This is a genomic window from Flavobacterium sp. SM15 (genome assembly GCF_022012335.1).
Lineage (GTDB): Bacteria > Bacteroidota > Bacteroidia > Flavobacteriales > Flavobacteriaceae > Flavobacterium.
This window is the reverse complement of sequence record NZ_JAKLTO010000005.1, coordinates 1-15,079: the sequence shown is the minus strand read 5'-3', so window position 1 is coordinate 15,079 and position 15,079 is coordinate 1. Positions and strand designations below refer to the sequence as shown.

General features: G+C 35.3%; 11 protein-coding genes and 1 pseudogene. 7 read left to right on the top strand and 5 right to left on the bottom strand.

Annotated features, from left to right (window positions below):
- Positions 1 to 11 precede the first annotated feature (11 nt).
- The gene (locus LZZ90_RS09515; protein WP_237790460.1) at positions 12 to 2,201 is read left to right on the top strand and encodes a prolyl oligopeptidase family serine peptidase; all 2,190 of its coding nucleotides are present in this window, start codon (positions 12 to 14) and stop codon (positions 2,199 to 2,201) included.
- On the opposite strand, the pseudogene LZZ90_RS09510 reads toward LZZ90_RS09515, so the two are convergent.
- Positions 2,198 to 2,602: pseudogene (locus tag LZZ90_RS09510) on the bottom strand (TerB family tellurite resistance protein); the annotation flags it as partial. The gene LZZ90_RS09515 and the pseudogene LZZ90_RS09510 sit on opposite strands and share 4 nt — an antisense overlap.
- A 74-nt stretch (positions 2,603 to 2,676) precedes the next feature.
- Here LZZ90_RS09510 and LZZ90_RS09505 point away from each other — a divergent pair.
- Positions 2,677 to 3,096, top strand: coding sequence for a DUF1456 family protein (locus LZZ90_RS09505; protein WP_237790458.1), 420 nt, complete (start codon positions 2,677 to 2,679; stop codon positions 3,094 to 3,096).
- 207 nt (positions 3,097 to 3,303) lie between these two features.
- Here the strand turns inward: LZZ90_RS09505 and LZZ90_RS09500 are convergent, their stop codons facing one another.
- Positions 3,304 to 3,645, bottom strand: a complete 342-nt coding sequence (locus LZZ90_RS09500; protein ID WP_237790457.1) for a hypothetical protein — start codon at positions 3,643 to 3,645, stop codon at positions 3,304 to 3,306.
- A gap of 311 nt (positions 3,646 to 3,956) precedes the next feature.
- Positions 3,957 to 5,150, bottom strand: a complete 1,194-nt coding sequence (sucC, locus tag LZZ90_RS09495; RefSeq protein WP_237790456.1) for an ADP-forming succinate--CoA ligase subunit beta — start codon at positions 5,148 to 5,150, stop codon at positions 3,957 to 3,959.
- 352 nt (positions 5,151 to 5,502) lie between these two features.
- Between sucC and LZZ90_RS09490 the strand changes: the two genes are divergently transcribed.
- The 5 genes from LZZ90_RS09490 to LZZ90_RS09470 all read left to right on the top strand — a co-directional run bounded on the left by LZZ90_RS09490 (position 5,503) and on the right by LZZ90_RS09470 (position 11,602).
- Positions 5,503 to 7,467: a histidine kinase gene (locus tag LZZ90_RS09490; protein ID WP_237790455.1), complete on the top strand. Its 1,965-nt coding sequence runs from the start codon at positions 5,503 to 5,505 to the stop codon at positions 7,465 to 7,467.
- A gap of 6 nt (positions 7,468 to 7,473) precedes the next feature.
- Positions 7,474 to 8,229: a LytTR family DNA-binding domain-containing protein gene (locus LZZ90_RS09485; RefSeq protein ID WP_237790454.1), complete on the top strand. Its 756-nt coding sequence runs from the start codon at positions 7,474 to 7,476 to the stop codon at positions 8,227 to 8,229.
- A gap of 151 nt (positions 8,230 to 8,380) precedes the next feature.
- Positions 8,381 to 9,502 carry a hypothetical protein gene (locus tag LZZ90_RS09480; protein WP_237790453.1) on the top strand — a complete coding sequence of 374 codons (1,122 nt, stop codon included), beginning with the start codon at positions 8,381 to 8,383 and terminating at the stop codon, positions 9,500 to 9,502.
- A gap of 360 nt (positions 9,503 to 9,862) precedes the next feature.
- On the top strand, positions 9,863 to 11,047 hold the full coding sequence (locus LZZ90_RS09475) for a hypothetical protein (protein WP_237790452.1): 1,185 nt from the start codon (positions 9,863 to 9,865) through the stop codon (positions 11,045 to 11,047).
- A gap of 18 nt (positions 11,048 to 11,065) precedes the next feature.
- On the top strand, positions 11,066 to 11,602 hold the full coding sequence (locus LZZ90_RS09470; protein WP_237790451.1) for a T9SS type A sorting domain-containing protein: 537 nt from the start codon (positions 11,066 to 11,068) through the stop codon (positions 11,600 to 11,602).
- A 427-nt stretch (positions 11,603 to 12,029) separates the two neighbouring features.
- On the opposite strand, the gene LZZ90_RS09465 is transcribed toward LZZ90_RS09470, so the two are convergent.
- Together LZZ90_RS09465 and LZZ90_RS09460 are read right to left on the bottom strand one after the other, a co-directional pair.
- Complete coding sequence (locus LZZ90_RS09465; protein ID WP_237790450.1) at positions 12,030 to 13,220, bottom strand: lipopolysaccharide assembly protein LapB; 1,191 nt, start codon at positions 13,218 to 13,220, stop codon at positions 12,030 to 12,032.
- The gene (locus LZZ90_RS09460) at positions 13,207 to 14,805 is read right to left on the bottom strand and encodes a helix-turn-helix domain-containing protein (RefSeq protein WP_237790449.1); all 1,599 of its coding nucleotides are present in this window, start codon (positions 14,803 to 14,805) and stop codon (positions 13,207 to 13,209) included. The genes LZZ90_RS09465 and LZZ90_RS09460 overlap by 14 nt, the downstream gene beginning before the upstream one ends.
- Between the last annotated feature and the right edge of the window lie 274 nt (positions 14,806 to 15,079).

Below are 15,079 nucleotides of genomic sequence, written 5' to 3'. Positions count from 1 at the left end.
CGTAAAGATTTATGAAAACTAGTTACGCTCTTTCAATCGGGCTCCTTCTTTGTTCGATTGCCGCCGTTCAGGCACAACTCAAACCCCAAACAGCTCCCGAAAAAGTTACCACCGATGAGTATTTCGGGGTAAAACTTGAAGACCCCTACCGCTATCTTGAAAATCTTAACGATCCGAAAGTAGTGGAATGGATGAAATCGAACGCAAATTATGCCCGAACCAAACTCAACGAAGTTCCTGAACGGGAAAACATTATTAAAAAGATGGTCGAGTTCGACAAACGCAAGGAATTCGTGGTGTATTTTGTTCAAATAACGGAAAACGACAAGTATTTTTATCTGAAAAGAAAAGCCAATGAAGAAAACGGAAAATTGTATTACCGCACGGGCTATAAAGGAACTGAAACATTATTGTTCGATCCTAATACCTATCAAAAGGAAAAAGGAGTGAATTATACAATAAGTGCATATTATCCTAATTTAGACGGAAGTAAAGTGGCTGTTGAAGTAGCTCCCAATGGATCAGAAAGCTCCGAATTAATGATCATGGATGTTGCCGGAAAAATGTATCCTGAAAAAATTGACCGTTGTTGGTATGCTTCGGCAAGCTGGTTAAACGATGGAAACTCATTTTATTACAGCCGTTTAAATTCTGCAGATGTTACCGATAAAAACAGGTTGATTAACACTAAAATTTATTACCACAAATTAGGAGACGATCCCTCAAAAGATGTAGAATTCTTCTCGAGTAGAACCAATCCGGAACTGGGAATTAAACCTGAAGAAATCCCGATAGTTTTCTATCATAAAAACTCAAACAGCCTTTTTGGTTTGATTTTTACTGTAAACAGCAATTTTAAACTTTACATGGCTCCGTTAAACAATCCGGCAAGTAAACCATCGTGGAGAAAAATTTTCGATCTGGATGATAAAATAGTGAACTTTGCCCTAGACGATAAGAATACTAATTTTTATTTTCTAACCTTTAAAGATGCGCCAAATTACAAGGTAATTAAAACTTCGTTTGCCAATCCCGATTTGCGTTCTTCCGAAACTGTAATTCCGGAATCGAAAAACAATACCATAACCGGTATTGCAATGAACAAAGACGGTTTGTATTACACCGCGTCTGAAAACGGTATAAAAGCAAAAGCATACTTTCTGGCAAAAGGGAAAAATCAACCAATAGAACTCAAACTACCCATAGAAGCAGGCAGCATTGAAATGCAAATGAAAACCGAAAAATTCAGCGACGTTTGGTTTTCCATGGAAGGATGGACTTCACCCTTAAAGCGTTATATGTATAATCCTGCAACCAATACTTTTGCTTTTCAGCCGATGAGCAAAGCACCGGAATATCCGGAATTGAAGAACATTGTATCCAAAGAAGTAATGGTTCCTTCCCATGACGGTGTGATGGTACCCGTTTCTATCATTTACAATAAAAACACCAAGCTTAATGGAGACAATCCGGTTTTGATGACTGGTTACGGTGCTTATGGCTATTCGTATAATCCACATTTTAGTACTGCAATGCTCACTTACTGTTCTTATGGTGGGGTTTATGTTGTGCCTCATGTTCGTGGTGGTGGTGAATTAGGAAGAGCTTGGCATGAAGCAGGACGCAAAACTACCAAACCAAACACTTGGAAAGATTTGATTGCTTCTGCGGAATATCTGATAAAAGAAAAATTCACCAACCCAAAACGCATTGCCATTAACGGTGGAAGCGCCGGCGGAATTTTAATAGGACGTGCCATAACCGAACGTCCGGATTTATTTGCAGCAGCCATTCCTGAAGTAGGGGCATTAAATACCGTTCGAATGGAAACCACTCCCGGTGGCCCAGTGAATACACCAGAATTTGGAACAATACAAAAAGAAGATGAATTTAAAGCGCTCTTGGAAATGGATTCGTTCCATCACATCAAAAAAGGAACTTCCTATCCTGCGGTTTTAGTAACTGCTGGCATGAACGATCCTAGAGTAACCGCTTGGGAACCGGCAAAATTTGCTGCAAAATTACAAGCCGCCAACACTTCGGAAAACCCAATATTATTCTTCACAGATTTTGAAGCCGGTCATGGGTTAGGTGATAATAAAACGAAGGTATTTGAAGGTTATGCCGACACCTATTCGTTTGCATATCAACATACCGGACATCCAAAATTCCAGCCTTCGAAAAAAATTAAAAACTATTAATTGTGCTGTTCCATAAAGGCATATAGCAAAAATTCCGGCTCAATCATTTGGTTTGGTGATTGGGCCATTGCTTTTAAGGTTTTTTTAATTCCCATTGGGTTAAGTCCCATGGTGATTCCGATTTCGTTTATCGCTTTGATTTCTCTTTCATGCAATACACCATCACAGTGCATTAACAGTGCTAAACGGTAGAATTGCATAATACGATGATGCTCGTCTTTTATAACCCTAACAGAATTACGTTTACCGAACAATTCAAGAAAAATGTCTTTTTTTATTCCCAACTCCTGAGCGATAATCCATAAGAAATCGTATTCCCGGTCGTGAAGTTCACCATCAACTACCGCAAAGGCAATCATTTCGGAAAGAAGACTAATTTTTTCGTCGTATGTATTCATTGTATTATTTTTTGCTAAAGTAAAACTAAATTCCCATTTGTGAAAACAGTATCTTTGCTTAACGAATTTTGAACACTATGAACAATAACGATATATTAAAAAAACTACGCGTTGCTTTACAGTTACGTGACGAGCAGATAGTTGAAATTTTAGAATTGGTAGATTTCAGGATTTCCAAAGGGGAATTGGGGAATTTTTTCCGCAATGAAGACCATCCGAAGTACATGGATTGTGGCGATCAGGTTTTACGCAATTTCCTAAATGGATTGGTACTTCATCTTAGAGGAACTAAAGAAAACCCAAAGAATCCTACTGAGGTTTTAAAGGGACACAAAGCCGAAGCGCAAAAAAACGATTCGGAAAAAGCAAAAGCGACAAGCCAAAAACCAAAAGCTGATTTTAAAAAACCGGCTCCAAAGGGTAAAGGCAAGCCAGCTCCTAAAAAAGAACCCGTGGTTCAGAATGTGAAGTTTAAGAACGGTAAGAATAAAAAATAAAAAAGGGTGCTTTCAAGCACCCTTTTTCAATCATTAAATAACGCTACTGTTGTAGAGCATTTGGTGAAAATTTGGGACAACCTTAATCCGGACTACAACAATCTAATCAGCGAAGTTGAACAGTTTACTCGAAAAGTTACCGCAATCTAGAAACTAATAATAAAAAAATCCCGAGTAAATCGGGATTTTTTTTTGATTCAGCCTTTATTACAACGTTGGTTTGAACGTGACATAAAATGCATACTCGCTCCCTTGTTTTAATTGACCCGCTTCAATTTTTTTATAATTAAGATTGTCTGCGATAAACCTTTTAATACTTGCATTTTCTGTCCCAACGCGTAGCACCACGATTTCGTTATCTGCATTTACTTTAACCTCTACTTTTACCACTACTTCTTTTTCAAGTTCCTCGTCAAATCGTGTTGCCGCCAGCAACTTCACCACTTTTTTTACGGCTTTTGGTAAGTCTTCTGCCGAATTAAAATTTTTTGCCGACATAATTGTTGTGTTCATCAATAAAGCAACAACTACAACGATTAAATTTTTCATGTTTTTTGATTTAAGATTACATTCCAAAATTAGAAAACAATCGAATTCAAAAAACTGTATTTCAACAACTTAACCAATATTTAAAACTGTAATTTGTGCGTATTTTAGGATACACAAAAAATTCATCAATTAACTACAGATTTCATACGATAAAGCATAAAAACAATGCAGATTTCAGAAAAAAGAAACCATTTTCAGGAAACACTAACTTAAAACTAAAACGCTTGTTGTAAAAACTTTACATTGGACTAACAAAAAAGCCTCAGTAAATACTGAGGCTCTTTCTATGATTTGATAAAAATCTTCTCTGATTAGCTTAATGCAGCTTTAACTTGGTCTGCAGCTTCTTGGAATTGTACTGCTGATAAGATTGGCATTCCTGAATTATCGATTAATTCTTTAGCGATTTCAGCATTAGTTCCTTGTAAACGAACAATGATTGGCACTTTAATAGCATCTCCCATGTTTTTATAAGCATCTACAACACCTTGAGCAACACGGTCACAACGAACAATTCCTCCAAAGATATTGATTAAGATTGCTTTTACGTTTGGATCTTTTAAGATGATACGGAACGCTGTTTCAACACGTTTAGCATCTGCAGTACCACCTACGTCTAAGAAGTTTGCCGGCTCATAACCTGCATACTTAATTAAATCCATAGTTGCCATTGCAAGACCTGCACCGTTTACCATACATCCTACAGTTCCGTCTAAGTCTACGTAGTTTAATCCTGCTTCTTTAGCTTCAACTTCGATTGGACGCTCTTCAGTGATGTCTCTCATCTCCGCTAAATCTGCGTGACGGTATAAAGCGTTGTCGTCTAAAGTTACTTTAGCGTCAACGGCCATGATTTTATTGTCTGAAGTTTTCAATACCGGGTTGATTTCAAACATAGAAGAATCAGAACCGATATAAGCTTTATATAAAGCATCAACGAATTTTACCATTTCTTTGAATGCCTCACCGGATAATCCTAAGTTGAAAGCAATTCTTCTAGCTTGGAAACCTTGTAATCCAACAGCAGGATCAACTTCCTCAGTGAAGATTTTCTCCGGAGTGTGTTCTGCCACTTCTTCGATATCCATTCCACCTTCTGTAGAATACATGATCATATTACGACCTTTACCACGGTTTAATAAAACCGACATGTAAAACTCTTTGGTTTCACTCTCACCTGGATAATAAACATCCTCAGCAACTAATACTTTGTGAACTCTCTTTCCAGTTGGAGGTGTTTGAGGCGTAATCAAATCCATACCGATGATTTGACCTGCAATTTCCTGAACCTGATCTAAGTTTTTAGCCAATTTCACTCCACCGCCTTTTCCACGACCACCTGCGTGAATTTGAGCTTTAATTACATGCCATCCTGTACCTGTTTCAGCAGTAAGCTGTTTTGCTTTTGCCACCGCTTCTTCAGCATTATTGGCTACATAACCACGTTGTACACGCACGCCGTAGCTTGCTAATATTTGTTTTCCCTGATATTCGTGTAAATTCATAATAGATGTGTTTTGCTTTAAATAAAGTACCACAAAAATAACAAAGTATATTGAATGTGCCTAATATTTATTTTTAAAGTTTTATTCTTTACAAACACACTATTCAGATTTATTGACAAATAAGTTTATGACAGCGTGTTTAAGTATTTCATTGAAAAATTTTCGTCCTCAGTTTACTTGATTATTCCAATATCAAAACAACTAGAGAATAAATGTTTTGAAAATTTATTATAACATTATCAAGTCTTAATGTTATGATTGAAAGCAGAAACCATAAAATGAAAATGATGTACTTGAAAGTTAACTTTTAAATCCCTTATATTTACGAAAATTAATACAAGTATAGTTCCAAATGTTCAGAATTACGAGATTATCTGTCTTATTTGCTTTTTTTATCATTGCCTCAGCTGGTTACTCCCAAGACAAAACCATTGATTCGTTAAAATTACTCCTCCAAAATCCAAAAATACACGATACTGTTAAGCTCTATTCATTATTAACTGCAAAGTCTCAAAAGTACGTTGGAGCAGATAAAGAATATCATATCCTCAACCGCATGCAGGGCGATTATGCCATAAAATGTCTGAAGAAAAAAGTTTCACCAGAAGTACATAAAGCCTACGTGCAATGCCTTGCCGATTATTATCAAGGGTTAATGACCGAATATAAAGAAAAAGGCGACACACCGAGAGCATTGGCCGCTATTGATAAAAGTATTGCACTTTTTAAATCGGAAAATCTATACAACGATATGTATTTTGCGGTAATGACCAAAGGACGTTTTTATGCTAAAATCAAAGAATATCAAAAGGCTACCGATTGCCTTTTTGCGGCCTTACGTTATTTTGAAAAAAATCCCGGTGAAAATCCAGTTGTAGAAATAGGAAGTGTATGCTCCCTATTGGCCGATCTCTATGTAAATCAGAACAATTATGAAAAGGCTATAGAATACAGCAAAAGAGTTATTGCCTGTTGTGATGCTAATAAAAGTTTGGAGTATGAAGATGGTACTGATCATACCCGATTTGTTTCCTATTCAGTTATCGGTGTATCTTATCGCAACCTGAAAAAATACAATGAGGCTCTTTATTACTTGAATAAAGCACTTGAACTTGCAAAAAAATCAAATAATTCGTTTAAGATTAGCTATGTGCTGACCCGAATCGGCAGTGTTAAATTGGCACAACAAAAATATGATGAAGCCGAATCAATTTTAAAAGAAGCACTCCAAGGCGAGCTTGACCAAAAAAGTCTTGCAAACGGCTATACCAGCATGGCTCAACTTTACTTTGAGAAAAAGGATTATGATAAAGCCTATTCTTTTATAACCAAAGGATTAGATCTAAGTATAGAAACGGAAAACATCGATCTTCAGGAAACCGGAAGCGAGCTTTTATACGAATTAAGTCTAAAGAGAAACGATTACAAAAAGGCTCTTGAAATGTACCAGCTGCACGATAGTATAGTTGACTATAAAAAAAGAGAGACTTCAAAAAATGTGTTGGAAAAACAACAGCTCAAATACGATTTCGAGAAAAAAGAATTAAAATTAAAACTGGATGCAGAAAAGAAAAATGCCGTTAAAAACAATTGGCTTATCACGCTTTCAGGACTTCTTTTGTTATTGCTATTAGGAATTTATTTTTATTATCGAAACAGCAAGCAAAAACAAGCCATTACTGTACTTGAAAAAGAGCAGATCAAGCAGAAACTTTTGGTTACGCAAATGAACCCGCATTTCATATTCAACTCTATTGATAATATTCAGGGGCTGATTTATGATAAAAAAGATACCGAAGCAGTAAATTATTTAACCAAATTCTCGAAACTGACGCGCCAAATCCTTGAAAATTCAAATGAAAATTACATTTCGCTTGCCGAAGAAATAGAGATGACACAAAACTATATGGCAATACAGCAACTTTTATATGATAACAAATTTAGCTTCAACATTACTATTGAAGAAGAAGTTGATCAAGAAGCCATCTTTTTGCCACCAATGCTAACACAACCTTTCATTGAAAATGCCATTAAACACGGTTTAAGCACTACCGATAGCAACGGAAAAATTGATATTCGTTTTTATCTCAAGGAAAACAAATTATTTTTTGAAGTTACCGATAACGGCAAAGGATTTGAGACGGCTCAAAAAATAAACGGACACAAATCTTTAGCGATGACCATTACTAAAGAACGATTGGTTAGCTATACTAAAAATCAGGATTTTGTGGTACACACCGATAATATTTTAGACCAAGACACAAAGGTTGTGGGTGCCAAAGTAAGTTTTGAAATTCCTTATATTTACGAAAATTAAGAAGTTATGTTACGAGCCATTGTCGTTGATGACATTGAAACTATCCGAAAAAAAAATACCGCTATCATAAAAGCGACTTGCCCAAATATTTCAATAATTGGAGAAGCCGATTCTGTAGAATCCGGAATAAAAATTATCCGACAATTATCGCCCGATCTTGTTTTTTTAGATGTGGAAATGCCCGACGGAACCGGTTTTGATTTACTTCAAAAGCTAAAGCCATTCAATTTCAAAGTCATTTTCATTACTGGTTACGAAGATTTTGCTGTTAAGGCATTTCGCTTTTCCGCAATTGATTATTTGCTAAAACCACTTGATTCTGATGATTTGATAGAAGCAGTAAAAAAAGCAGAAAGTTCACTTAGCAAGGAAGTCTTTGATATGAAACTAAGTAATTTATTTGCCAATCTTGAACGTCCTAAAAACCTTCAAAATCTTATTCTCAAAACGGCTGACAGAATTTATTCGGTTAATATACAGGATATTGTAAACTGTGAATCGGATAAGAACTATACTACGTTTCATTTTATCAATGCTCCTAAATTGGTAGTTTCCACAAACCTTAAAGAGTATGAAACCTTATTAAATCCTTACAATTTTTTCAGGACTCATCAGTCGCATCTTATCAATATGTCTTATTTTGACCATTTCATTAAAACCGAAGGAGGAAACACGATTGTGATGAAAAACAAAACTGCCATTCCCCTATCCGTTCGAAAAAAAGAAGAATTTCTTGTTTTACTGGAAAACCTTCAGGTGTAATTTTACCTAAAACGAATTTCCCTTGATCTTCTACGAATTTCCTTTAAAAGGAAACAGATATTCATTGCCCGAAATTCCCGTTTTCTTTTGATTTATGTTTGGCCTGTAATTAAGAAAACTAAGTACGATTAACTTCAAAAAACAGTAAAACATGAAACAAATTAGAACGGGTGCACTGATTATTGCATTATTATTTTCCTTTACGGGTACTAATGCACAATTATTGAATAAACTCAAAAAAGGAACTAATGATGCCGGAACGGTTATCGAAACTACAAAAGCCGCAGACAAGGTAATAAAATCTGCAAAAGGAAAAGCAGGAAAAGGCGGAAAAGCTGGTGATTTTGGAGGTCTGAAATTAGATTGGACCACTTTCAAACAAACGCCAGCAGTAACATTCAATTCACTACTTTACGGAACCACTGCCGGAATTATTAACAGTTATACGGCAACTTTTATTCCTAATAAAACGGTTGACGGAAGAACAGTTCATGCCTTTTCGGATCAGTCGCAGTATTTAAGAATCAAGGTGTTCAAAGACAATCAATACATGAACTATTTTGAGTATTCAGGAGATCAGGTTTTTGATGACGGTAAGAAAACAAAATTCAATGAACCAAGCAGCCGTTACCAACGTGATGGCGAATGGGTTGGACATTCAGAATCATTTATAACAGACTGGGGGCCGGGTAATTACAGATTGGATTTTTATGCAGGAGACAAAATGTTTTATTCTTTTGATTTTGAGTTGGCTAAACTAACCAATTCGGATCCTTATGCCGCTATGAATGAAATGTATGTTGTACGAGGACCATGGAATAATTTTGCTTATTTAAATCATGCCAATACAGGCAATCTTCTTTTCGGTTTCTATATTACTCATGAAGAATTTATGCCAAATCCTTCCAACAGCAGAAAAACCACCAAGAGTGTGAAATGGTCGGTAAATATGTTCAAAGACAATAAATTGTATGCACAACATTATGGTAATGGACCCAATACCGCTCAAGTAGAACAAGCAAAATGGAACGAAGTTTCATGTGCCTTTAAATTGGTTAACAAACCTGGTGAGATTAAATTTGCAGACCTTACCGACGGTGCGTACAAAATTGAACTTACCATTGAAGGCGAAAACGATCCAAGAACCTACAATTTTACTGTTAAAGATAAAAAGATTGTATTAATTCCAGAACAAGACAGAACCAAAAACACCGATCCGACAAGATTAATCGAAGGATGGAATGATTATTTCTGGCTTAAAAAAGTAAAATAACAAACGATTTTATATGTAGCCTAAAAAGCCAGTCGATCGACTGGCTTTATTTTAACTCACAAAACCTTAAAATTTCTAACCTTATCATAAAAAATTCCTAAACGAATTTCCATTCAACAGCAACGAATATCAATCCAAAACGAACGAATATTCATTAAACAAAATCTTCATTTTTCTTTGCTGTACTATTGTAGTATAATTTTTAAAAAACAATGTTAAAGAACTAATCTTACATAAAATATATTTATATGTTTGCACGGCAACTTCTGAGTAAGACTTTGTAAGAAAAACTTATAGATAAAAATTAAATTCTATAACTATTTTATTAACTAAAAACCCCAAAAAAAATTAAGACAAAAAATGAAAAAACAATTACTTTTTATGGCTGTCGCCGGTTTGTTTACCACAATTGCTTCAGCAGCCGATTTATATGTTAGGGAAAACGATGCTAATGCATTTTCCACTGTAAGTGCAGCAATTGCCCAAGCGTCTAATGGAGACCGAATCATTATCCGACCTAAAACAAACGGATCTGCTTATGTTGAAAACCTGACCATCAACAAATCGCTAACCTTTGTTTCAGAATACAACTACAACAAATATTTCATAAAGGGAACCATTAACATCAATCCGGCAGCAGGAAGGGTGGTTACTATAAGCAACTTAAGCTCTGGTGATTTCACCATCTATAACATTGTTGTGAATGGAGCAACAACTGGTGGAAGAACAACCATTAACCTGATGAACTGCTATTTGAACAATGTTGATGCAGACTCTGAGAACACTACTACAAACATGTCAGGTTGTACGGTTAGCGGCTATGTATATTTTTCACACGGAAGAATGACCGGAAACAACGCGCAGAGAATGACGGCCTACAACACTTCTGCTGATACTTCCCTTGCAGCTAATGATATTGAAATTATAGGAAATGCCGTGTCTTCCTGGATTGGGAATCAACAGAGCAGCTATAATTTTAAGTTCTACAATAACTTTACGCCCGGATTTGGAGTATACGCCGCCAAAACAAGCGGATCCAACGAAATTGTAAACAATACGGTTTACCAACCTCTTGGTGGAGACGTAGCGCCTATCTACATCAGCATAAATGGAGATCCGGGCACTGGCGGAAACATTGCAATCATGAACAATGCGATTTCTTTTGCTGTTGCTCAAACCAATGCTTGTATCCAAAATGAGAATAGTGTTGCAATAGTAACGGCTAGCTATAACGTATCTACAAATCCTTTTGTAACAGAAGGATCAATCACGCAAAACAACAATACGGGAGCTGCCAACATGAACTTCAATGATACGGCTTATACTGTTACAGGTGCCAATGTAAATGCAGGAAATCCAGCAGTTAGCTACACCGATTTAGATTTATCAAGAAACGATGCCGGACATTACGGCGGTTCCAACAGCTGGGAAAATTACTTTCCTGCGGACAATGGCGGAAAACCGCAAGCTACCCATTTTATCGTACCAAGAGTAGTTTTAAACACAGGGACACTTAATGTTTCAGGAGCTGCATATTCTAAATAATTTAACGCATAAAATAAAATGAAAAAAATCATATTCACTATAACGGCAATGTTGTCCGTATTCATCGCTTCGGCGCAATCTTCATTAACTCAGGCCGAATATTTTTGGGATACCGATCCAGGGCAAGGTCTGGCCACTCCAATTTTGGCAACAGACGGAAGTTTTAACAGCGCGTTTGAGCAACTCTCAAAAACAGGAATTGCATTGCCTTCTGTCGGGCTTCATGTTTTCAATGTTCGTGTGAAAGATAATGTGGGCACCTGGGGACCTGTTTTCAAGAGTGTCGTAAGTGTTCAAACAACTTTAGGCAACACCGATTTTGAGTTGAGCGGATTAACCGTTTATCCAAACCCGGTAAAAAACACCTTAAATTTTTCGTATTCTCATGACATTACAGCGGTAACGGTTTATAATTTTTTAGGCCAGCAGGTATTGTCAAAATCATTGCAGACTAATGAATCGGGAATTGATTTATCTGAATTAACATCAGGGACTTATTACGTAAAGGTCCAATCTCAGGACAAGGCTAAGACGATAAAGATTATTAAAGAGTAGTCAAAATCATTTTTTTAAATAAACCCAAACTTCTTAAAACGAGGTTTGGGTTTTTATTTTTATGAATTTTCTTCAAAACTTAAACGTGAAATTACTTCCACTAATACTCTTTAAAAAATAAAAAACCTCCGCTAAAACTAACGGAGGTACCAACAAACAAATATAAACTAAATCTAAAAAGAAAGCCTGATTACACTTCCTAATCTTAACTAATTTATGAAAATGACGTTATATTATGTTGTTGAACGAAGCAAGTAACTTGCTCCACTTTTTTATGATTAATACTGCAAAATTAACCATCCCGAAGGACACTAAAAAAAGAGGTTATTTCGAATTTACCGAATTTTGAAAATGAAAAAAACATCCCAATCAACTGAAAAACAAAGTAATTCGAATTTCAGATTTTAAAAGGCCTTTTTAGAGGTCTTTAGTTTCCATTTTTGATGCCATTATCGGAAGTGTCATTTTGAAGAAAGCTTATTTTCTGCTCAAGTTTAGCAATAGCAACTTTTGTCTTTTTTATTGACAAGACAAAAAACAGTATCACAAAAACTAAAACCAAGACTAAAAGTGTAATGCCTCCCCAAAATTTAGAAGTACAGTTTTCTATATTTTTCTGTTCCTGATTCTCTTTTTCATTTAACGATTCACTTACCGATTTGCGTTCTCTTTTCATTAAATCGGTCTGGTTTTTAAGATATTTTAAACGCGTATCCTGATATTGGTCCCATTTGTTCAATGCCAGATAATTTACAGACAATAAGCGGTACAGCTCTTCATTAAGTACCAGGTCATCAACATCTTTTGATATTCTTAGTGCATCATTTAAAATAGTGATGGCACCATTGTAATTTCCTTCCGAAGAATATACCTGTGAAAGTCCTTTCTGTGCAAAAGCCTGAAGACTATTGGCCTTGATAACTTTGGCATAATAAATCGATTCTTCAAAATTCTTGATCGCCAGTTTATTGTCGGACATCATCAAATAACAATTTCCTTTATTGTACTTGGCAATACTCAAACTGCTTGCATGATTGGATAGGTTTTTATGAATCTTGGACGCAGTCAAAAGTTCGTTAATCCCTTTATCAAAAAAGCTGATTGCGATATCACAGTTGAGTTTGTCTTTATAGATAAATCCTCTTACAATATAATTGACGCCTAAACTTCCGTGAATAGAGTCTTTGTGTGGAAATTCCATACATAACTGCTCAGCCTCATCCAGATATTTGATCGCTTTATCATAAATTTTTAACTGATGGTATTGAATCCCGGTTTTCGCAACAATTGATATTTTCAGCAACTTATTGTTAGTTCGTGGCAGTAATTCATTGGCTTTAATCACATATTCCAACGATTTTTCATAATCCCTTTTAGAAGAATAACCATCCGAAACCAATTTATAAGCACGGATTTTCGCATCGATGTTATCTCCCGTTGCTTTTATAAGTTCCAATCCCGTAGCAATTGCTTTATCAGGATTTTTATACATCAAAGCGGTATTCGCCTTAATTATACTGTCAAAATTTTGTTTCTTTTGAGCATAAGCAGCCTCACTTATTGAAAGAACAGCAATAAGAAACAAACAAACCATGATAAGATATTTATTCCTTCTCATAACTATCATTTTTGGGAGCCATTGCCTCACGCTCGTTCTTTAATAAATCAATAAATGTGATGGGGGTAATCCCTGTGATCGATTTGAACACGGTAGCAAAACTACTGTGGGAAGAAAACCCTGAAACTTCGGCCAGATAACTGATCTTATAATTCATGAAATTAGGATCCGACTTTAGTTTTTCCACTATAAAATTAATACGAAGCCTGTTGATATAAGTATTAAAGTTGATGTTATAATGCTTGTTGATAATTTCCGACAAATACTTCGTATTGGTTTCAAACTGACCGGCAAGCACCGCCAAAGAGATATCATTATTAGTAAAACGTGTTGAATTCTCAAAACGTTTCAACTTATTGAGCAGGATTTGTTCGGTTTCCTGAGGAATAAATATTTTTTTGGTTTCCTTCTCTTCTTTTTTCTCAATTTGTTTGATAATGCTGTTGCTTCTTGTAACTTCCAGATAGTTGATGATTTCGTTGAGTCTTTTTCTTTTCAACACATATTTCAGCCAAAAAAACACAACGCCTAAAGCTATTAAAAAAGCCAAAGTAAGTACCAAGTAAAATTTATTCAGGCTGGCCTGACGTGCTTTTTGGAAATTCGTTTCAAATTGCTGAGCGAATAAATTATAAGCCGTATTAACCGATTCCTGCTCCTGATTATCAATTTGAGAATGATTTTTAAGATAGAGCGAGTTGTATTTTTTATAATTCAGGCGATCGTTTAAGGCAATATAATTTATAGACAATTGTTTGTTGATACTTTCTGTCAGATAAAGGTTTTCCAAAGGCTGCGAAATTGTTTCGGCTTCCAAAAGCGTTTCAATGGCTTTAGCATGTTCTTTTTTATAGAAATACACATTCGACAAACCTAGCAAAACATGGATTTTCCCAAGATCGTTCTTTATTTTTGATTTCTTCAGAATGACATCAGCCTGGTCAAAATATGATTGCGCTTCTTTAAGATTTCCCAATCCTGTATAAATTTTCCCTTTAGTTGTTGAAGCTAACAACGTAAGTTCTTTGTTGTCTTTTAAGGCCGATTGGAATTTCGGATCAGCTTTTTCAAACACCTCTAAAGCTGTTTTATAATCCTGACGATCAAGACTCATCGATGCTTTTTCAATCACGATCCTTGCATAACCGTAAGCAGCTTTCTTTTCGTCTTTTTTAGAAACATGTTTTTCGGCTTCTTCAAGGCTCATTTTAGCTTGCTTGTCTAAAAACAGTATCCTTAAAACCTTTGATTTCATGATTGAAATTTCAAAAGACAAATTGGAATCTATTTCTGTTTTTTCAGCTTCAAACAAATAATTTAAAGCATTATTATAATCGCCTTTTACGGCATATATTTTTGCAATAAGAAAATTGATCTTCGCCTTGTCCTGATCGGTAGAACTATTTTTAAGCAAATGCAAACCTACCTTCATTGCCTCATTAGGTTTTGAAAGCATTAATCCTTCCGATTCATTGAACAAGATATCTCTTTTAGACTCCACCTGAGCAAATACAGGGTTTGAGCATAAGGTCAACGAAAAGATGGTAAGGATAAAAAAGTAAAATTGTATAATTTTATAGTTCATTTTACATTGATGTAATAAGCTTGAATTCAATTAATAAGAACAACAATTCTAATGCAAAGCTATCAATAATTAAATAAATCGATTTTATGTAATTTTCACTTTATTACTCTATTTATCCTGATTTATTTTCTTCTTAAGAACCAGAACGTTACATTATTTACATTTTTTTACAACTTTAATAAAAGAATTTCAACAAAAAGTTAGAAAAAGTAAAAATGAAATATTTTTAATCATAATGAGTTGCAATTTTTCTCAGTGAAAACAAGTCATAACA

Bases quoted from the DNA above. Each gene is read 5' to 3' on its own strand.
- LZZ90_RS09505 (WP_237790458.1), top strand. From the start codon at position 2,677: ATGAACAATAACGATATATTAAAAAAACTACGCGTTGCTTTACAGTTA.
- LZZ90_RS09460 (WP_237790449.1), bottom strand. From the start codon at position 14,805: ATGAACTATAAAATTATACAATTTTACTTTTTTATCCTTACCATCTTT.
- LZZ90_RS09500 (WP_237790457.1), bottom strand. From the start codon at position 3,645: ATGAAAAATTTAATCGTTGTAGTTGTTGCTTTATTGATGAACACAACA.
- LZZ90_RS09480 (WP_237790453.1), top strand. From the start codon at position 8,381: ATGAAACAAATTAGAACGGGTGCACTGATTATTGCATTATTATTTTCC.
- LZZ90_RS09490 (WP_237790455.1), top strand. From the start codon at position 5,503: ATGTTCAGAATTACGAGATTATCTGTCTTATTTGCTTTTTTTATCATT.
- LZZ90_RS09475 (WP_237790452.1), top strand. From the start codon at position 9,863: ATGAAAAAACAATTACTTTTTATGGCTGTCGCCGGTTTGTTTACCACA.
- LZZ90_RS09465 (WP_237790450.1), bottom strand. From the start codon at position 13,220: ATGAGAAGGAATAAATATCTTATCATGGTTTGTTTGTTTCTTATTGCT.
- LZZ90_RS09515 (WP_237790460.1), top strand. From the start codon at position 12: ATGAAAACTAGTTACGCTCTTTCAATCGGGCTCCTTCTTTGTTCGATT.
- sucC (WP_237790456.1), bottom strand. From the start codon at position 5,150: ATGAATTTACACGAATATCAGGGAAAACAAATATTAGCAAGCTACGGC.
- LZZ90_RS09470 (WP_237790451.1), top strand. From the start codon at position 11,066: ATGAAAAAAATCATATTCACTATAACGGCAATGTTGTCCGTATTCATC.
- LZZ90_RS09485 (WP_237790454.1), top strand. From the start codon at position 7,474: ATGTTACGAGCCATTGTCGTTGATGACATTGAAACTATCCGAAAAAAA.